14 protein-coding genes are annotated in these 19,187 nt (G+C 66.8%); 5 read left to right on the forward strand and 9 right to left on the reverse strand.

Annotated features, from left to right (window positions below):
* Positions 1–263: 263 nt before the first annotated feature.
* Positions 264–476 carry a hypothetical protein gene (locus tag PV410_RS24500; protein WP_500327710.1) on the forward strand — a complete coding sequence of 71 codons (213 nt, stop codon included), beginning with the start codon at positions 264–266 and terminating at the stop codon, positions 474–476.
* A gap of 122 nt (positions 477–598) precedes the next feature.
* On the opposite strand, the gene PV410_RS24505 is transcribed toward PV410_RS24500, so the two are convergent.
* From PV410_RS24505 to PV410_RS24530, 6 genes are all read right to left on the reverse strand, one after another.
* Complete coding sequence (locus PV410_RS24505) at positions 599–874, reverse strand: hypothetical protein (RefSeq protein WP_500327711.1); 276 nt, start codon at positions 872–874, stop codon at positions 599–601.
* Positions 875–1,177: 303 nt separating this feature from the next.
* Positions 1,178–1,977, reverse strand: a protein-coding gene (locus PV410_RS24510; protein ID WP_500327883.1) for an IS5 family transposase whose coding sequence is annotated in 2 segments (ribosomal slippage) — positions 1,178–1,636 and positions 1,639–1,977 — 798 coding nt in all. Because the reading frame shifts where the segments join, the coding sequence is not laid out codon by codon here.
* A gap of 489 nt (positions 1,978–2,466) precedes the next feature.
* On the reverse strand, positions 2,467–2,874 hold the full coding sequence (locus PV410_RS24515) for a nuclear transport factor 2 family protein (RefSeq protein WP_500327713.1): 408 nt from the start codon (positions 2,872–2,874) through the stop codon (positions 2,467–2,469).
* 150 nt (positions 2,875–3,024) lie between these two features.
* Complete coding sequence (locus tag PV410_RS24520) at positions 3,025–3,678, reverse strand: TetR/AcrR family transcriptional regulator (protein WP_500327715.1); 654 nt, start codon at positions 3,676–3,678, stop codon at positions 3,025–3,027.
* A 161-nt stretch (positions 3,679–3,839) separates the two neighbouring features.
* Positions 3,840–4,817 (reverse strand): alpha/beta hydrolase, encoded by a 978-nt coding sequence (locus PV410_RS24525; protein WP_500327717.1) that lies wholly within the window; start codon positions 4,815–4,817, stop codon positions 3,840–3,842.
* Between the two features lie 73 nt (positions 4,818–4,890).
* Entirely contained in the window at positions 4,891–5,418 is a 528-nt protein-coding gene (locus PV410_RS24530; RefSeq protein ID WP_500327719.1) for a cupin domain-containing protein, read from the reverse strand.
* A gap of 836 nt (positions 5,419–6,254) precedes the next feature.
* Here PV410_RS24530 and PV410_RS24535 point away from each other — a divergent pair.
* Both PV410_RS24535 and PV410_RS24540 read left to right on the forward strand, forming a co-directional pair.
* Positions 6,255–7,334, forward strand: a complete 1,080-nt coding sequence (locus tag PV410_RS24535) for a hypothetical protein (RefSeq protein WP_500327720.1) — start codon at positions 6,255–6,257, stop codon at positions 7,332–7,334.
* Between the two features lie 366 nt (positions 7,335–7,700).
* Positions 7,701–11,447 carry an endonuclease/exonuclease/phosphatase family protein gene (locus PV410_RS24540; RefSeq protein ID WP_500327722.1) on the forward strand — a complete coding sequence of 1,249 codons (3,747 nt, stop codon included), beginning with the start codon at positions 7,701–7,703 and terminating at the stop codon, positions 11,445–11,447.
* Between the two features lie 459 nt (positions 11,448–11,906).
* Here PV410_RS24540 and PV410_RS24545 read toward each other — a convergent pair whose 3' ends face one another.
* The gene (locus PV410_RS24545) at positions 11,907–13,028 is read right to left on the reverse strand and encodes an IS630 family transposase (RefSeq protein ID WP_500327724.1); all 1,122 of its coding nucleotides are present in this window, start codon (positions 13,026–13,028) and stop codon (positions 11,907–11,909) included.
* 345 nt (positions 13,029–13,373) lie between these two features.
* Between PV410_RS24545 and PV410_RS24550 the strand changes: the two genes are divergently transcribed.
* Positions 13,374–13,622, forward strand: a complete 249-nt coding sequence (locus PV410_RS24550; protein ID WP_500327726.1) for a hypothetical protein — start codon at positions 13,374–13,376, stop codon at positions 13,620–13,622.
* A gap of 204 nt (positions 13,623–13,826) precedes the next feature.
* Here PV410_RS24550 and PV410_RS24555 read toward each other — a convergent pair whose 3' ends face one another.
* Together PV410_RS24555 and PV410_RS24560 are read right to left on the reverse strand one after the other, a co-directional pair.
* Positions 13,827–14,036 (reverse strand): hypothetical protein, encoded by a 210-nt coding sequence (locus PV410_RS24555; RefSeq protein WP_500327727.1) that lies wholly within the window; start codon positions 14,034–14,036, stop codon positions 13,827–13,829.
* Between the two features lie 419 nt (positions 14,037–14,455).
* Complete coding sequence (locus PV410_RS24560; protein WP_500327729.1) at positions 14,456–16,408, reverse strand: N-acetylmuramoyl-L-alanine amidase; 1,953 nt, start codon at positions 16,406–16,408, stop codon at positions 14,456–14,458.
* A gap of 664 nt (positions 16,409–17,072) precedes the next feature.
* Between PV410_RS24560 and PV410_RS24565 the strand changes: the two genes are divergently transcribed.
* Positions 17,073–19,043, forward strand: a complete 1,971-nt coding sequence (locus tag PV410_RS24565) for a multicopper oxidase family protein (protein ID WP_500327731.1) — start codon at positions 17,073–17,075, stop codon at positions 19,041–19,043.
* Positions 19,044–19,187 lie beyond the last annotated feature (144 nt).

Consider the following 19,187-nt stretch of genomic DNA (forward strand, 5'->3'; position numbering starts at 1 on the left):
GTCATCAGGGACAAGATCATCGGACACTCCGCAGACCCTGCCGATGAAGATCATTGACTGCCAGCCGACACGCCGATCTCATTCTGAAACGATCAGTAACAGGCTGTCTTGGCGCGCCAACCCTACGGCTCGCTGACGCCGAAGCCTTCGAATATCGCGTGCCTGCAATGACGTTCCCGGCCGGTCGGTGCCTCACTGTGGAGCGCGGCGCAGCGCCAGGCCTACGCCAACGACCTTGGACGAGCCCCGGGCACTGGTTGGCGGTGACCGCGCGCAGCAACCGGTCCAAGTCGGCCGAGTGGCTGCCACCGTACGCGGCCGCGCGCTGCCGATATCTGGTCGACTGGGTGACCGTGAAGACGCGCTGGCACCTGGCGGTCGACGAGATCGAACGCGAAGCGCTGGTACGCGAAGCCTCAGCGTGCCCGGACGTACCGATCGTCAGCACAATCGCGGACACCCCGCTGTCGAACTGACCCTCACAGCGCAGGGCTGGCTCATCTTCCGGCCCAACGCCCGGTCGGGCTCTTGCAGCGCGGCGGCGCCCGCTACTGATGCCCGACATGGGCCGAGCACAGCAGGCCGGTCCAGTGGGCGTTCACGATGCCGGCCGATCGGGCGCGATGACGACGCTGCGATCCTCAGGGTAGGGGTAGTAGACGGTGGTCTCGGCGGCTTCCGGGTGCTCGCGGGACAGCAGGATCTCCAGGGCGCTGCGCGCCTCGTCCAGCGCCCGCAGGGCGGCACCCACCTTCTTGTGGGGTACACCCTCCGGCCCACTACTCGGGTACACCGCATCGAGCTGGACTGCCCGGTGAGCGAGCTCATCACGGACGCCGGCAAGAACACGGCCCATCTCAAGGTGCTCATCCAAGGTGAGACGGGGCTTCCTTGGCACGCGGGCTCCGCTCGGCCGATAGCTGCGACGCCATGCTCAACGACTGACGAGCGCGCGGGTCCCCGCAGACCGCCCCCCTCCGGGGTCATGAATGGGGCACGCGCGGGCTGGTAGCCGACCGTTACTTGGGCGGACCAGTATCCTGGCGGCGGGGCGGGATCCACGCTGCAGCCCTGCCGGCTCCCGCGCATCGTCCAAAGCATCGTGCGTCGGCGGAACAAGGCAGTTGGCAGTCCTGCCCTCTCAGGCTGTTGCCGTTCGTACGGCTTAGAGGTCGTCTCATTTGGTGAGTCTGCGATAGCAGATGAGGGTGCAGGCGATGCTGGTGAAGGCCAGGAAGTGGTCGGCTGAGCGTTCGTAGCGGCGGTGGAGCCGGCGGCATCCGGCGAGCCAGGCCATGGTCCGTTCGATCTTCCAGCGATGCTGTCCCAGGCGTGCGGATGACTCGATGCCCCTGCGGGCGATGCGGTGGGCGATGCCTCGTTGCCGTAACCATCGTCGCAGGTGAGCGTAGTCGTAGGCTTTGTCCGCGTAGAGTTTTGCGGGCTTGCGCCGACGCGGTCCGCGGCGGGAGCGGATCGGCGGTATGCCGCGGATCAGGGGAATCAGGGCCTGGCTGTTATGCGTGTTCGCTCCTGAGATCCCGATGGCGATGGGCAGACCGGAGCCTTCGGTGATCAAGTGGATCTTCGACCCGTTCTTGCCCCGGTCGACAGGATTCGGGCCTGTCAGGTCCCCCCTTTCAGGGCCCGCATGTTCACCGAGTCGATCGCGCATCGGCTCCAGTCCAGCTCGCCGCGTGAGCCGAGCTCGTCGAGCACCAGGCGGTGCAGCTTCGCCCACACCCGGGCCTTCGTCCACTCTGTGAACCGGCGATGCGCAGTCGCTCCTGACGGCCCGAACGACGGAGCCGGCAACTGCTGCCACGTGCACCCCGACGTCGCCACGAACACGATGGCCGCCAGCACTTCCCGATCCCCGTGCCGTCGCCGGCCACCGCCTTGCGGCCTGGTCGGTGCAGGCGGTACCACCCGCTGGAACAGGGCCCACAACTCATCCGGCACCAGCCGCTCAACGATCCCCACGCCCGCAGACTACCGAACCAGCCAATTGAGATGACTTCTTAAGCTGCCGCCAGTCGTCCGCGGGCGTGGTGGACGTGGACGCGGACGTATGGGGCTGATGCCCAGCCGTTTGCCAATGGCTGGGCATGCTCCCCCGTGAGCAGCAGCGCCGTCAGGTCGGCCCAGACCTCGTTCATGCGGGATGTGTTCGACGGCCAGGGAACGCGGCTACGTTTCGGTTGCGCGGGTGACGTGGTCCCGGACGGGACCTACCTGAACGTCCGAGCCGCCAGATGCGGCGACATAGTGATCAGCGAAGCCCACTTCCGCACAGAGAACTGGGAAGATCACGGCTGACTCCCAGCGGCCGAACCACCTTGCGCCGGTGGCACGACTTCCGGAACCTCGACCACGCGCTCCAGGCGTAGTCAGGGTGTGATGGCGGGCCGGGGTTCCTCGCCGGCCGATAGGGAACCCCGGCCGCCATCTTCCGGGAGGGTCGGGTCAGCCCTCCCAGCTCGCGGTGAAGGGGCGCGAGTCGAAGAAGTACTCCCGCGACCAGCGGATCCTTCCGTCCTCGATGCCGAACATCGCCATCATGTCGATGGAGAGCAGGACGTCACCCTCCCTGTCCATGATGCTGTCGGTCCTGTGAACCATGACGACGTCGGTGTCCGCTTCGATGTGATGCACATCCACACGGAAGCGTTCCGCTCCCATCACCTCGCGACCGCGCTGCAGGTTCTTCAGCAGTGCGTCCAGGCTCTCGACCGGGTGGTTGATGCTGCTGACGGACTGCCAACTGATGTCGGGGTGTGCCAGTCGCTTGAACATGGCGACGGCGTCGTCGTAGGTCGGTCCGAAATTGGTGCAGAAATCTCGAACGACTTCCAGAGGTGTTGCGTTATTCATGTATCACCTTCACGTGTAATTATTATCCGGCAGCGACAACTTGACGAGTCAAGAATATTCCTGAATCGGTCGACCACACCGGATACTGCATGCGGAACTTCTGTTTTTCCGGATCCTAGTTCCGGCCGCTTCTCCGCAATTCAGCCGCGACTAGCGCAGGAGCCCCCGGATCACGGTATCCGCGAGGGAATTGGTCAACCGTTCCCATTCGACGGTCGACGGGTCTTCCGATTTACGGATGTGACGTTGCAACTGCTGTTGGCTCAGGATCACCGCTGGCCCCGTCAGAGCGCTGAGGAAAACGTCCATCGTAATTTTCGGCATCCGTCCTGCGGCCATGAGCCGGTTCGCCAACGGCTCGACTCCGGCCAGGAACCTGGAAGTATAGGCGCTATACAGATAGTCCAGACGATCCGAGTCGAAAACCGACTCGTCTGAGATGATTCGGTTCAGGTGGGGTCTGTTCGCCGCGATGACATAGAACTCCCGCACGAAGGCCTGAAATTTCTCGGCGTCGTCCATGTCGCGTTCCAGAATTGCCTCGAGTCTTTCAAAGGGTTCTGCGAGTGCGTTGTCCATCACGGCGCGCCAGAAGTTGTCCTTCGAGCCGAATCGGTCATGGATGAAATTATGGCTGACCGCCAATCGCTTGGCTAGTTCGCGCACTGAAGCCCCTGAGTAGCCGAGCTCGGCGAATGCCTCTAGTCCTTGCCAGAGGATTTCGGCGTCGGTGAGTTCGATCTGGGGTGGCCTTGTCCGCGGGGCTCGCTCCTGCATGCGGCGACTGCCGTCGCTCTCTACCATCGAAACCTCACCTAATTGCGGAGCCCTGCCGTTCTGGTGCCGACGCCGTCCGGGACTGGCTGGAACCTGGGCAAGCCTGCGTCGGGTATGAAAACGACCTTGGCTCTAAAGGTTAGCTTCGGACTTCGCACGGCGGCCCCTTCGGCCGCCCGCGGTCGCGGTCAGAGCTGGAGCAGCTTCTGCAGCCAGCGAAGGCGTGCCGCGCGGGCGGCCATGCCCAGAGCGGACTGGGGCGCGAATTCGTCGAAACCGTGGAACGCGCCGGGCCAGACGTGGAGTTCCGCGGTGCCGCCGGCCTGCCAGATGCGGGAGGCGTACGTGACGACTTCATCGCGAAGGGTCTCGGCGGAACCGACGTCGAGGAACGCCGGGGGCAGTCCGGAGAGGTCCTCCGCACGGGCCGGTGCGGCATACCCGGGTACGTCCGGGCCTCCGCGCTTGTCCCCGAGCAGGGCGGTCCAGCCGGTCTCGTTGGATGTGCGGTCCCACACGCCCAGGCCGGCCATCTGGTGGGCGGACGGAGTGTCGTTGCGGTCGTCGAGCATGGGGCACACGAGGAGCTGCCCTATGGGCTGTGGGCCCTTGCGGTCCCGCAGGAGCAGTGCGAGCGCTGCCGTCAGGCCGCCGCCCGCGCTCGGGCCTGTGATGACGATGCGCTCGGCGTCGCCGCCGATTTCCTGGGCGTGCTGGGCCGTCCACAGCAGACCGGCGTACACGTCTTCGATCGGTGCGGGGTGCGGGTGCTCGGGCGCCAGCCGGTACTCCACCGAGACCACGATGGCATCCAGCTCGAGCGCCAAGTCCAGGGCGTTGGCGAAGCCTCCTCTGTTGTCGCCCATGATCATGCCGCCGCCGTGGGTGAAGTACAGCACAGGAGAGGGGCGGGTGCGTCCAGTGCTGGCGGGTCGGCCGATCAGCAGGGATATATCGGGCGCGCCTTGCGGGCCACGCACTTGGCGCTCTTCGATCTCGAAGAGTCCGTTGCGGCTCAGTTCCTCGTCGGTGGGCCGGGGGAATACCCCGTCACGGCGCATTTCGGCGAGGACGTCGCGCGTGATGGAAGCGGGAACGGTCTTGCTCACGACAGCCAGGGTGGCGGCGAGCTCGGGATCGAAGGGCGGTGGAGGTGCAATGGACATGGGTCCTCTTCAGGTAGCGGGCGCTTCGGCGGGGCACCCTGGTTTTTAGGCGTCCGGCGGATTACCTGCCGACTCAGATGTCGGTCGGGAAGTCACCGGGCAGCACTTCCGTGCCGAAACGCACCATGAGTTCCGGGGTGTGCGGCACGGTGCTTGCCGCCGGGTCCGGAGGGGTGACGCCGGGGACGGCCTTCTCGGTGTTCTCGAAGAGAAGTTCCTCGATTCCTCCCGGAAGGAACATGAAGATCATCTTCGTGGAATGCACACCCTTGTTGACGAAGCGATGCCGCGTGCTGCGCGGGACGTAGTAGAAACTGCCGGGGCCTGCGGTGATCGTCTGGTCCCCGTTCAGGAACTCGAGTTCACCCGAGATGATGTAGAAGGCTTCGTCGTGCTGGTGGTGCAGGTGCGGATATGCACCTGCCCCCGGGGGAACGGTGGCTTCCACAAAGGTGAGCGCGCCGTTGGTCTCCTGCGCGCCGGCCTTGAGCGTGTACGTGTCCCCGCTTACCCACCGGGTGTCCCCTTCACCCGGCGGCACAAAGATGCCGTTTCTGCGCGTGTAACGGGGATCGTCGTCGCCCGGGACGAATATGCTCATTGACGCTTCCTCTATCAGTCCATGCTTTTCCGACGCCCGAAAGGGTGATCCCCAAGAAAGGGTGATCACCACTCGCGAAGCGCGATCTGACAGCCGTCAGACTAGCATCTGACAGCCGTCAGGCAAGCGGGGCCCCTCGACCTTCGCCTCGGAACTGGGGGCCCGGGTGCAGGCTGTCCCGCTACCGCAGGTGCACTTGCGAATGCCACAGACCATGATCTTTCTGCTCCGACGAACCATGCGGCGCCTCCTCTTCCATCACGTGCCTCCTCGCAGATCGGGGTCCATGGAGGGGGGACCCGATCTGCGAGGTCGGTAGCCGAATGCGCGCTACCGGGCGCGCCGGCGCGGGGGCGGCGGTGTCACACGGCAGTCGGCAACGTTCGGCCGCGATGGTGGGTCGTCACGGTCTGCGGTGACGCCAGCGCCTGCGACCGGCACCGCCCTGTTGGGCGCTGCTCGACCGCACGGCCAGCAGGTGACGTGATCGATGTCCCGGGGAGCGGTGCGAAATTGTGCGTCTCTCGCCTCTGAGCTGCAGGAGAAGTGACTTGACCCGTTTCGACAAACCTCCGCGATCGCAGGAGCCCTGACTCTGGGCCATCGCTGGGCAGCGCTGTAGAGCTTCGCGGGGTTCGATTGCCGTCCCCCGTCCCTCGATCCCGTCGAGGGGTAGCCACTGACTCTCCTGACAGCTGTCAGCTGGTAGCCTGACAGCTGTCAGAGCGCGGGCCCCTGAAGCCATCCGACGGCGCTTGAGCCGTCCCTCGATAGCCGACCGGTCGCCTACGGCGGCTCGCGCCAACCCTCATGAGATCGACGTAATCGGAGAAGACGTGTTCAGTAAGCCGAAGATGTTCAAGCTGGCACCCCCGGCCCTGCTGGCGGCAGCTGCAGCCGTTGTCGCCGTGGCGGGCCCGGCATTCGCTGACCTTCCTGGCGCAGGTGACGGATGGCATCCGACGACCTTCTCGGGCGGGCAGGTCCAGAGCAGGTCCACCGAAGGCGAGGCGCGCGACAGTCTGAGCAACATCCTCCATGCGTGGCGCGGCGCGGACAACGACACCATCTGGGTCTCACTGAACAACGGGCCCGCATACGCGCTGCCGGCGACGGCTGGGTCGCCCGACCACGCGCAGACCCAGGCCGCCCCGACGGTGATCTGGACCGCCGACGGGGGTCGCGGCAATTTCCGGATCTTCCATACCGGCACAGACGGCCACGTCTACCAGCACCGCATACAGCTCAACGCGAGCTACCAGCTGCCGGCCACTCTGCCGTACGCGACGCAGGTCCCCAACGACGCCCGCACGAACACCAATCAGCCGGTGGCGGCCGCGGCGCTTCCGGGCAACTCCTACATGCTTGCCTGGAACAGCCAGACCTCGGACGACATCTACACGATGTACTACGACGCCGCCAAGACGACGTTCTACCCTGCCCAGGCGGTTCCGAACGCCCGGAGTCAGGACGCGCCGTCACTCGCCGCCCAGGTGGATGACGGTAACGATCCCGCCCCGTGGAACCAGGTCGTGCTCGCCTTCGAGGGGACCGACTACAACATGTACATGGCGCGCCAGCAGTACGGGACCTCCACCTGGACGAACCCGAAGAAGGTCGGGCCCTACACGACTTTCACCCCGTCTGTTGCGCTCACCGACAACGGCTACGGCGCGATTACCTACCGCGATTATGACGGCACCATCGGCAACTACCAGATCAACCGGCACGGTGATGTCACGGGCAGCTCCAAGGACTCGAGCTACGGCTTCACGAACAGCTCCCCGCTGGCCGTGAGCAGCGGTCCCCTGGTCTACAACATCATCACCGGCGCCGGCGGTGGCACCAACGGAGTGGTGTGGAAGCAGGCCGCCGACTTCCGCGGCCAGCCCACGCCCCCGGCTCCTCAGTGGTGACACCGGACACAGCTCCGGGCCCGGAACGTCGGCACCGCCCGACGACAAGCACTCTGGCTCTGGCCACCCGCCCATGCAGGGACGGCACCTGAGACTGCAGCCTCCACCGCGGGCCACCGGCGAGCCGTCCTGATTTTTACGGCCGCCGTGTCCGGCTGACGCAAGGTCCCTGGCTGCCGCGCGCTCCCTCCGGTCCTGACACCGAGACCTCTCGGTGTCAGGACCGGTCTCGTACTCAGGTGAGGCGCGGGCTGCCGACAGCGCACGAGGGGCTCTTGGTTCCGGCAACGGACCAACGATGCGGGCCTGCCCTCCTCCAGCCATTGCCGCCATTCACACCACACGATGACGCAGAAACGAGCTCACATGAGACATTTTCGACCATTGGCCGCTTTGTTGTCCGGCCTACTCCTGTCCGGCGCACTGCCGGCGCTTGCCGCAAGCACGGCGGCGGCCGCCCCTGCGAAGGCCGCCACGGCGACGGCCGGCCCCGGAGCCGACGGACCGGACCTCTCCGGCGCCAACCGTTCCACCGCGCCTCCAGGCATGCCGGACTGGTCACGTGTGGGATACCGGGGCGGCGCGCCGTTGCCCGGCGACGGAGAGGTGACAGGCGATGCCTCGTGCCGTATCACTCCGGGACAGATGTCCTCCAAATACGGAGTGACCGCGGACGATGGGGCCGATGACACCAGCGGCCTGCAGAAGGCGATCGACGACATCAAGAGCGTGTGTTCACCGTCGGCCAGCTACGACCGGCTCTCGCTGATCGAGCTGCCGTCCGGGCGCCTCGACCTGACCCGCCAGGTCTACGTTGACGCCAGCTTCCTGGTCGTGCGCGGGCAGGGGTCCGGTGACGGCGGTACCAAGCTGGTGTTCCGGCCCGACGTCAACACCCGCTACGACACTCTGGTCAACGGCCGCTGGGACCAGGACAGCATGAAGGCCGGCAGCGGCAGCGACGTCGGCACCGGCGGCTGGATGTGGCCCGGGCGCGGCATGTTCCGGGTGCAGACCCGGGACGTCGCCGACCGGTACAAGGACGACTGGGCGGCGGCCCCGGCCAACCGCAAGGACATCTTCGAAGGCTCGGTCAACCAGCACTGGGCTTCCGGCATCAAGGTGGCCGCGACGGCCGACGACCCGGGATACTCCGCCCGACAGGGAAGCACGACCGTCCAACTGGTTTCGACCGCTGCCATGTCGAAGTTCACACCCGGCGGCTACGTCTGGGTGGGCGCGGCCAACAGCGTCAAGTTCTACGCGCAGCAGGACGTCTCCGACCGGAGCATGATGGAAGACCTCCACATGCGCCAGCAGATGTTCCGGGTCCTCGACGTCGACGCCGATGCGAAGACGATCCGGCTCGACCGTCCGCTGGAGTGGGACCTGCCCGTGGATTCCACCTCGGACGGCTCAGAGGCGCTGGGTGACAAGCCGTACGCCAGCAAGGTCACCCCCCTGAAAATTGTCGAAGGTGTGGGGTTCGAGAACTTCGCGTTCACCCAGGACATGGACGGCCTGCCCAAACTGGGCGGCGGCACCTACCAGCTGACCCCTGACCAGGCCGTCCACAACTACGGAAACATGGCACCCGAGTATGCGATGCACGGCATCGTGTACAAGTGGGCCGCCAACAGCTGGGCGCGCGGGCTCAAGGCGACGATGACCGGTTCGCACCCGATTGTCACGGAGAACGCCCTCAACCTGCAGATCGAGCGCAACAGCTTCGACGGCGCGTGGAACAAGGGCAAGGGCGGCAACGGCTACCTGCGCGGCAGCCGCGTGTGGAATTCGCTGTGGGCCTACAACCTCAGCCGTAATCTTCGCCACTTCACCTTCCAGTGGTCGGCCAGTGGCAATGTCGCCTTCCGTAACGACCTCGACTCCGACCTGAACCTGCACGGTGGCTGGGAACACAACAACCTGTTCGAGCAGAACACCGTCCGAGTCCCGTACGAGCACCGCTCCGCCAGCTGCGAAGCCAACTGCGGCGGTGAAGGCGGCGAGATCGACGAGGGCACCTGGTACCCCATCTGGTGGGCGGCCGGCCCCAAGGCGGTCAAGTGGTCCGGCTCCTCGGGCCCGCAGAACGTCTTCTACAACAACACACTCATCAAGCAAGCCACTCCCGGTGGGCCGTTCGAACCGTACACGCCGTACTCGAACGGCAGCACCGGCAATCAGGCTGGCACCGCCTACCAGTTCGGCTCCAACGACAACGCTCCGCAGCAATTCGAGGCACTTGCCCAGGGCGGTCAGGCAATCCCCGACTGGACCGGTCGCGAGACTTTGGACTACACGGGCCAGGGAGTCGCAACGGTCGACGTAGGCAAGCGGTCGTCTCTGTTCCTGAGCAACACCGGCGGTGAACTCGACCCCCGCACCGGAATCGACCGTGCCATCGTCAACTGGAACATGCAGGGCGCACAGACGTCCACGGAGTATGGGCAGTACAATAAATACAGAGATCTGGATGCGCTAATGACGGATGAGTCACCTCGAGACGCTCGCGTAATACTCATTCAAGAAGCCGGGGCCGTTCCAGAAAACAGGAGGATCGAACACATACGAGACCTCCCTCAGCGCGTCTGGCGACACCCGAGCGGCACGTATCCCCCCATCCGGGAGTACCGTTTTAGAGGCAGTGAATCTCGGACGGACGGATATATTTACTGGCTGCAAACGAACTCCAACTCCGACATAGGCAACATCGGTCGGGTCAACCTCGCCATCGCCAGCCGAACGGAGGTCGCTCCGGAGGATATTCATGTCATTGATGCAGCGGACAGGTATTCCCGGCCTGCGCTCGGTGTCACCGTCGGCGGCGTCGCCTACTTCACAATTCATGCGCGTGCGTCCAACGGCGGCCAAGACGCTCCCCAATTGCTGAGCAACATCAGATACGCGATGGAACATACGGGCCCCGGTGGCGATGAGTCACGCCCTTGGATCGCCGCCGGCGACTACAACCGCGACCCGGACAATCTGATGGTCGATCTCCCTTCGAACACGTACCGCATGGGTGTCACAGCGGCTCCGACACATCCCACCAGTGGTCCAACCACACCCCACGTTCTCGATTACGCGGTCACTCCCGTAACCGACGGTGTCCAAATCGCCGGATCTGCACGGCTTGACGACTACACCTTCTCGGACCACTATCCCGTCTGGCACTACCTCACAGACCTGCCGGAAGATGCCCCGCCGCCGTCGACCGTGCCACCGCTTCCCCACAACAACATCGTTGTGATGAGCGCCCACACCGTGAACGTGGCAGGATTCGCCAGCGCCGACAGCAACGTGATCGGTGACGTGCCGTTCGACTACAAGAACCCCGGCTCGAACTTGAAGTTCGAACTAAAGGAGTCCTCCGAACATCCCGGCTACCTCAACCTGCTCTCCAAGGACCCGAAGTACTACAACCACTATCTGGGACAAGAAGGCGGCAAACCTGACGGGAAGATAGTGCTCTGGAAAACCCCGGCGCTCGATCAGCTCTGGAAGCCGCACTACCAAGGTGACGGCACCTGGAACCTGGAGAACTACCAGACCAAGCAGTACCTCACGGCGGACAACAAGGGTGGCGCGCTCCTCGCCCACGACGCCGTAGATCAGGCCGCCAATCAGCGCTGGTTCCTTCGGGACGCCGACGAGGCAAGCACTCGCAACGAGGTGCTGCTGAGGTCGAAGGACGGGCAACCTTGGATCCTCAACGCCTGGAGCGACGCCATCAACGGGGTCCCGGTGGTTCTGGACGAGGACGACGATGCGCCCGAGGAGCGGTTCACCACGATCCCTGCGGGGCGGTCCGGGTCGGACGAATGCTTCTACCTGGCCAACGCAGGGCGCTACATGACATCGTCGAGCAGCGCAGAAGTTCCTGTAAATGGCAGTCAGGTATCGATGAGTGAATTCGTCCCCAACGCCGACAGCTACCTATGGTGCTTGCAGCCCGGCCAGTACGGGTTCGCGGTGCGTAACCACACAGGCCACGATGAAAGCGACCACCCCTTGTACCTCACGGGTGCCGCCTTGCATGGACAGGTGACGGTCAGGGACCGTCCGGATTACGCTGCGGACGTATGGGACTTCAGTCCCGTCACCGAATGATCAACACTGCCCGACGAGCTCCGCACCCGGTCCGATAAGCACCAGGCCAAAATTGGGCACGACCGCCGCGCGCAGCAACCGCGGCGGCCGGGTTTCATCGGGCGCCGCGGTTCAGGCGGCAACCCTCGTTCGGCCTCGACCTTCAGTGACGGCCCGTCGATACCCCTCGGCGGGCCGTTCGCCGTGTCCGCGACTCCCGCGCCCCGGCCCCCGCGCGGCCGACCGCCTGGCCCGCGGACGAGCCCGTCCTCGCCCTCACCAGGAGGCTCGGCCTGCGCGGCGCCCCCGCCGCCACACCCGTGTGGCTGACCCCGCCGCGGCCCGCGTCCTGGCCGCCCTCAGCAACGCGCTGGCGGCCGAACACCGCCGCCGCTCCCCCCGCCAGGTCGGCCAACGCCGCCGCCTAGAACGTCCGGCGCGGTTACTAGTGCTCTGACCGCGTAGGTTCGCCGGGATGGGTCAGGCTGCGATTGCCCGTGCTCGTCCGCCCCAGCGGATGCCTTTCTCGCTGCGGATGCGGGCTCGTTCTCGGCGTTGGGCGGCGAGGACGTCGGGGTGGCGGGCGTTGGTGTTGCGCCAGCGCAGGTAGGCGTGCGGGGCCCTGGTCTGGACCGTGTGGTTGGGGTGGTTCGAGTTGGCCAGGGTGAACTGCCGAAGCGGTCCGAAGTGGGCCTCGATGGGGTTGGCCCACGAGGCGTAGGTCGGGGTGAAGCACAGCTCGACCTTGTGCTTGCTCGCCCAACGGCGGATCTTCGTGCCGGTGTGGGCGGACAGGTTGTCCAAGATGATGTAAATCGGGGCGCCGTCGGGCCGGGCCGCGTGGATCGACTTCAGCGCGGCGAGGGTGTTGGCGGCGCCCTTCTTGCGCCGGTTGACGCCCCACAAAGTGTCGTCGCCGACGGAGTAGCAGCCGCGGAAGTAGGTGACGCCGTGGGTGCGGTGGTAGGTCGCCGGCAACCGGTCGGGTTTGCCTTGTTGGGCCCAGCAGGAGCCGGCGGTGGGCCGGATTCCGAGGGGGCCGAACTCGTCGAAAGCGAAGACCCGATCGGGGAAGCGGCCTGTGACGTGCTCGATCCGGTCGAGTTTGGCCTCACGGTCGGGGTCGGGTGATTCCTTCCAGGTCTTGGTGCGCTGGAAGGTGATGCCACGACGCCGGAGAAGGCACCGTAAAGCTTCGCGGCCGATCGGTATGACGCGGCCATGGACGCGGTGCAGGTAGGCGGCGAGTTTGCGGATGGACCAGCGGGTGAAGGGCTGGCCGAGTGTGGTGGGGCGGGTGGTGGCCGTCTGGATGACGAAGTCCTCATCGTCAGCGTTGAGCAGGCGGGGACGGCCTCCCGCCCAGCGAGGGTCCAGGCAGGCCAAGCCGATCTCGTTGAACCGGTGGATCACCTCTCGCACCGTGTCCTCGTCGGCCTGGACCAGCTGGGCGATCACCGGGACCCGGTTCCCACCGGCCGAGGCCAGCAGCATCATCGCCCGTCGGTAACGCACCGAGCTGGTGCTGCCCCGGCGGACGATCTGCTGCAGCTTCTGCCCTTCTTGGTCGGTCAGTCTGCGCACCCGCACAGGCTCGGCCACCACACCTCCCGGCAGTCGAAAACACGTCGCCGCCCATCCAACCGCCCCGAGCCCCGACACCGCGAACCTATGCGGTCACAGCACTAGACATCAGCGGGACGGCTGCGCTCACACCGGGTCGTCGATCGCGCTCACTGGGTACGGGTGCCGGCCCGGCGGCTCGTCGATGGCTGTTGACGACGTAGAGTCGGCAGTTGTAGCGCGCCAGCGTCGCGGGCAATTCGAGAGGCTCACCGGTGACGCGGTGCGTCACCGTGCCCGTACGCAAGCCGGTGTCGCACTCGGCAATGCCGCCGCGTTCTACCGGTGTGCAGGCCCAGCGTGCTCGGCCAGTGGCGTCGGGGCTTGAACCGCAGCCTGGCCGAACGCGCCGACGTCCTGCTCGACCTGGTGCCGCGCGACGGCCACCTGCCCGACTTCCTGCTCCGGCCCGCCGCGGGAGACCTCGCCACCGCTGTCGATCTGGTCGGGGGCGCCCCCCTGCCGACCGTCTCGCCGCCGACCTGCGCGTCCTGCCGGGCCTCGGCCGGAAGGGCGGGCCCAGCCGCTGGACGGAGGATGATCATGCGGTTTGCCGTCCCCAGCCCGTGCTAATGGGCCCCGGCGCGTGCTGGTGTGCACGGACGATGGTGGAGTCGACCGAGACGACCCAATCCAGATCTTCCGCCGCGCTAACGTGGGCGAGTAGGGCACAAAAACGCGTTTCCGCGTGTCATCGGTCGCCCACATCGGCACCCGACCGTAAGCGGCTCGAACTGCACCGCCAGCTCGCGCTCCCGTGGGTCGGTCCCGCCGTCTTCAGGAGACCGCGACGACGCCCACCGCCGCCGAGCCGGTCTCGGCGCGCAGGAGGACGTCGTAGAGGTACCGGTCGCCGGCCCGCGGTGACAGAACCGCCCGGGCCCCGGTCGGCAAGGCGCGGGACACGGTCTTGTGTCGCTCCCCCGGCGCCGACCCGCTGACCGCCACGAGCCGCACCGAGGTCCTGCCGATGTTCTCGAACGTCACGGAACGGGTCCTGGGGCAGGGCCCGTCGTGCTCAGCCGTGCAGTGGAAGCGGACGTCGCCTAGGCCCACTAGTCCGCAGGAGACGTCGGTGGCGAAGGTGAAGTGGGAGGAGCAGACGGCCCCCACCCGCAGTACCTGCGCGGGCGCCTCGACAGTCGTGTCACCAGTGCGTGGCGTACCCGCGCAGGAGACGGCAGAGACACCGAGGGCGGCGGTAACGAGTACTGCGGGCAGGAGTGCTTTGCGCACCTGTGGCTCCAGAAATGGTGCAATCGGTGAGTCGGCCTCACCGGGTTGCCGGGACCGTTCGCCGGCGGGGGTCGGGTGGGGGCAGGACCGCGGTCCCACACGCGGGTGGGGCCCGGGCCGTGGCTCACGGGCCCCACCCTCAGCTCCCCGTACGGGCGCTGACGACCGGCTCAGTGGCCGTGGTGGTTGTGCGCGGGGCGCTGCTTGGCGATGACGTCGTTCGCGTAGACCAGCGCGGTGCGGTGGTTGTACTGGATCGTGTACATCTTCTTGGCGCCGAAGACGACCTTGCCGTCGGCCTTGAAGTAGTCGTCGGTCAGGGCCGGGGCCGCGGTGGCGACGTAGGCCTGGCCGGACGGGATGGAGTACATGCTCAGCGGGGCCTGGGTGGAGGCGCCGTAGCCGGCCGGGTACTCCGCGGCGTCCGGGTAGCTGGAGCCGTAGACCTTCACCGGCGGGGTGTCGGTGGTCTTGCCGCTCTTGACGATGGTCACGCCGTGGGCGGGGACGGTGTTCTGGCCCTTCGGGTTGTGGAACCACACCTTGCTGCCGCTGAACCAGATTGCGGTCCAGGGGCCCTTGTTGTCGGCGACCACGAACTGCTGGCCGGCCTGGATGGTGTTGCCCCAGTCGTTGATCCGGTCGGTGCCGTTGCCACCGGGGTGGATCGCCGGGTCCCCGAAGAGGGGCGCGGTGGCGCTGGGGGCGGTGCGCACGAACAGGGAGTTCGACGGCTGCGTCACCTTGGTGCACTCGGGGGTGGCGCCGGTCGGGTCGTCGGACGGGCAGATCTCGACGGTCTGCTTGTTGTGCTTGAACCCGGGGGCGATGGTGACCACCGAGCCGACGTCGCCGACCTTGTGCGTGCCCTCGGTGGGCGCGCCGAGGAGGGCCATGAAGTGCTCCCAGTTCCAGGACGGGCCCGGGTCCCAGTGCATGCCGGACACGGTCGCCGACGACGGGCCGACAACGTTGTCGTGGCCCACGATGTGCTGCCGGTCCAGCGGGATGCCGAAGCGCTCGGCCAGGTACTTCACCAGCTCCGCGGTCGCCTCGTACTGCGCCTCGGTGTACCAGTCGGCGCCGTGCGCGGCGAAGCCCTCGTGCTCGATGCCGATGGAGTGCATGTTGGTGGAGTAGTTGCCCGCGTGGAAGGCGATGTCCTTGGTGGGCATCATCTGCGTCACGGCGCCGTCCGAGGACCGCATCACGTAGTGCGAGGCGGCCGAGCTGCCCGGGGTCTGGAAGGTCGCGATCGCGGACTCGTACGAGCCCTCGATGTCGTGGATGACGATCGAGTCGATCCGGATCCCGTTGCCGGGACGGCTGGAGACCTGACCGTTGCTCGACGCCGCCGGCACGAAGGTGCAGTCCACGGTCGCCGGGCACTCGGTGTCCGCGGTCGCCGCGACCTTCAGACGCAGCTTGGCCAACTGGCTCGTGGCGGGCTTGACCTGGGGTATGGCGGCGAGGGTGACCCGCTGTCCGTCCGCGGTGGTGCGGTGGGCGCCCTGGGTCAGGGTGGCAAAGACGCGGTTGGCGAAGGCCTTGGCGCCCTGCTGCTGCGTGGACTGGCTGTAGCGGGCGACCGCCCCGTACCAGTCGCCGGGCTCGCCGGAGGGCAAACCGCCGGTGGCCTTCTGGTACGACGCGAGGAGCGCCGCGCCGCCGCGGATGTTGGCGGCCGGGTTGCTGCGCAGTTCCTGCGTGGACAGGCCGGTGAGCTTCGCCGCGGCCTGCAGGGTGTGCTGCGCCGGGTCGGCGACGAAGGACGCGATGTCGCTGCGGCCGGACGCTCCGGCGGCGCCGCCGGCCACCATCTCGGTGGTGACGTCGGTGAGGTGCATCGGGCCGTAGCCGCCCGCGGCGCTGTGTCCGCCGGCGTGCCCGTCCCAGGCGGACTCCTGGTACGCCACGGCCAGCAGTACCTGCTCGGGTACGTGGTACTCCTCGGCCGCCGCGGCGAAGTCGCGCTGCCGGGCGGTGTCCGCCGGCGCGGAGCCGGTGGCCTGTGCCGTCAGCGGCACGGCCACCGAACCCGCGACCACCAGCGCGCCGGCCGCGGCCAGCAGGCCGGGCCGGCGCCGTTTGGCATGCCGGCGGGTGGGTGTCTCTGAAGTCATGAACGATCCCAAATCTTGAACGAACGAGGCCAGTTCTTCTGGCAGTCGGCAGATGTGACGTGCCATCGGCCCATGGAAGGCCCACATATTCCACCCACAAGGGGAACCGGGAGGAATGGGAGGACACAGTCCGCATCTGCGGGTGTCGCCCGGTGCATCGCAGTCGCACGACGCGCCGGTGCGGTACCGCTCCTACGGTGGAGGCTCACGAAGATCCCTCTGCTTGTCCGGATGCACATGTGGACGCGGAGGCTCTTCACCTCCGCGATCTGACAGCCGTCAGACTAGCATCTGACAGCTGTCAGGGAAGCGGGGGGCCTCGCTCGCACTACATCCGGGAGATCGCCCTACGGCGCGAGGTGAACACTCCGTGGACGCGAGAACGCCGGAAGGAAGTCGAGGGTCCCCGGCCATCCTGACAGGTGTCAGATGATAGTCTGACGGCTGTCAGGGCACGCGGGCTGTGGTGCCTCGCCATGCCCGGATCATGGGCGATTAACCCCTTGGCGCCTTCTTCTGAACGCGAGAGGCGCATCTCCTGACTCGCGCCGCAGCCACCTCAATGGCGAGGGGTTGAGTGCGTCACACAGTGCAGCGCTGCATTCACTGACGGTCGGCTGCCGTGCGACGGGTCGTACCACTTACAAGAACGAACGGAAGCTTCATGTCATCAGAACTGAGCAGGCGGAACATCCTGGGTATGGCCGGCGCCGGAGCGGCTGCGGTCGCCGTGGCGAGCACCGGCATCCTCAGGGGCGGCGTCTTCCAGGATGAGGCTCAGGCAGCCGAAGGACTCGGAGGTGTCCAAGAGCCCACGTTCACCACGCTGGCACCTTTCCGGGACCCGCTGCGCGTCCCGCCGACGCTACGCCCCAAGAGCCACGGGATCACGGAGATCGACATGGTCGAGTCCCAGGTCCGGCTGCACTCCCAGATGCCTGCCACCCGGCTGTGGACATACGCCGGCCACTTCCCCGGCCCGACCCTGGAGGTCCGCAGCGGGGAGCGCGTCCGCATCGCCTGGAACAACAAGCTCAAGGGCCGCATACCTATCAAAGCCGTGTGGGTAAGCCCTGAGGGCCCCGGCCCCGGAACGCTGCCCTACAACCGTCCCGGCTCCGAGGGCGCGCCCCCGCGCCCCGAGATCGAGCGGCTCACCGCCTGGACCACCGTCCACGTGCACGGCGGCCACCAGAACGCGCTGAGCGACGGCGCCGCGGAGTTCGGAGTCACGGCCGGGAACGGCCAGTTGGGCGAGTACGCCAATGACCAGGCGGCGACCCACCTCTTCTACCACGACCACGCCATGTCGGTGACCTCGCTCAACGTACAGTCGGGCCTGGTCGGCAACTACTTGGTGCGCGACGCGGAGGAGGACCGGCTGGGCCTGCCGCGCGGCGAGTACGAGATCCCGCTGACCATCCAGGAGGTGAACTTCGACACCGACGCCCAGGGCCGGCTCACCGGCCAGGTCCTCGCCAAGCGGATCGTGGGCGGCGGCGCGATGCCGATGCCGGGCACCATCCCGCCCGCCCTGGGGAGCCTGGCCCCGTTCACCATGGTCAACGGCGTGGTGTGGCCGTACCTGGACGTCCAGGCCCGCGCCTACCGCTTCCGCCTGGTCAACATCTCCGGTGCCCGCGTCTACCGCCTGGTCGTCGTCGACGCGGAGACCGGCAAGGTCGTACGCGGCGCGATGAAGCTCATCGGCACCGACATGGGGCTGCTCGGCAAGCCGCAGACCATCGACGAGGCGATCTCCCTCTCGCCCGCGGAACGCGCCGACGTCGTCGTCGACTTCGCGGCCTTCCCCGGCAAGAAGCTCAAGCTCGTCAACACCATCCCGGGCCAGACCCCCGGAGTGGCCCTGCCCGACTTCCTCATCCCGTTCCCCGACGTCATGCAGTTCCGCGTCGAGAAGAAGCGCCGCGCGCTGCACCCGCTGCCGGCAACGTTGTCGAAGTCGTTCCGCAGGCTCACCCTCGCCGATGTGCCCAAGGACGCCACCGAGCGGTTCGTCCTGCTGAGCTTCGACAAGACCGGCGCCATGCCCCAGATCTGGGAGATGGAGCAGGTCCCGTCCGGCACGGCAGCCGGCACCGGCATCGTCACCGTCGACATGCCCGGCGGCACCGTCACGCTGCGCCGCACGGGAACCATGTTCGAGGACACCACCACCTTCTTCGCCGCCTCCGGCACCTGGGAGAAGTGGCACTTCATCAGCGCCGCCCCCGAGGGCGTGCCCATCTACCACCCCATGCACATCCACCTGATGAACTTCCAGGTCGTCGACCGGCGGGCCGTCGACGCCTCCGGCCTGGACTTCGCCACGGCGCAGACCAAGAAGCCCATCACCCTGGGAGCGCCGGTCCCGGTCGCCCCCGAGGAGTCCGGCTGGAAGGACACCATCACCGTCAACGCCAACACCCTGGTCACCGTGGCGGGACGTCTCGCCGACCAGACCGGCAAGGTGATGTACCACTGCCACATCCTCGACCACGAGGACGAGGGCATGATGCGGCCCTTCGTCGTCATGCCGTCGCCAGTCCACGACATCCACCGGATGCTGATGGACATGGGCCGAGGCATGGACGCGCACGACATGAAGCACATGAAGAGCGGCATGAAGATGTAGCCCGCCGCCGTGTGGGCGCAGGCGCTGTCCACACGATCAAGGTCTCTGGCGCGCGGACCCGCACTGGACTGGCGCTATTGAGGCCACGACCGGATGGTGGATGGGTCGTCGTACCACCGGGACCAGGAGGAGACGCTCTATATC

The sequence above is a fragment of the Streptomyces sp. PA03-5A genome, assembly GCF_033792725.1.
Classification (GTDB): Bacteria; Actinomycetota; Actinomycetes; order Streptomycetales; family Streptomycetaceae; genus Actinacidiphila.

What these genes read in the sequence shown, in the direction of transcription:
- PV410_RS24560 (WP_500327729.1), bottom strand. Translation starts at nt 16,408, where the DNA reads ATGACTTCAGAGACACCCACCCGCCGGCATGCCAAACGGCGCCGGCCC.
- PV410_RS24530 (WP_500327719.1), bottom strand. Translation starts at nt 5,418, where the DNA reads ATGAGCATATTCGTCCCGGGCGACGACGATCCCCGTTACACGCGCAGA.
- PV410_RS24520 (WP_500327715.1), bottom strand. Translation starts at nt 3,678, where the DNA reads ATGGTAGAGAGCGACGGCAGTCGCCGCATGCAGGAGCGAGCCCCGCGG.
- PV410_RS24565 (WP_500327731.1), top strand. Translation starts at nt 17,073, where the DNA reads ATGTCATCAGAACTGAGCAGGCGGAACATCCTGGGTATGGCCGGCGCC.
- PV410_RS24515 (WP_500327713.1), bottom strand. Translation starts at nt 2,874, where the DNA reads ATGAATAACGCAACACCTCTGGAAGTCGTTCGAGATTTCTGCACCAAT.
- PV410_RS24540 (WP_500327722.1), top strand. Translation starts at nt 7,701, where the DNA reads ATGAGACATTTTCGACCATTGGCCGCTTTGTTGTCCGGCCTACTCCTG.
- PV410_RS24525 (WP_500327717.1), bottom strand. Translation starts at nt 4,817, where the DNA reads ATGTCCATTGCACCTCCACCGCCCTTCGATCCCGAGCTCGCCGCCACC.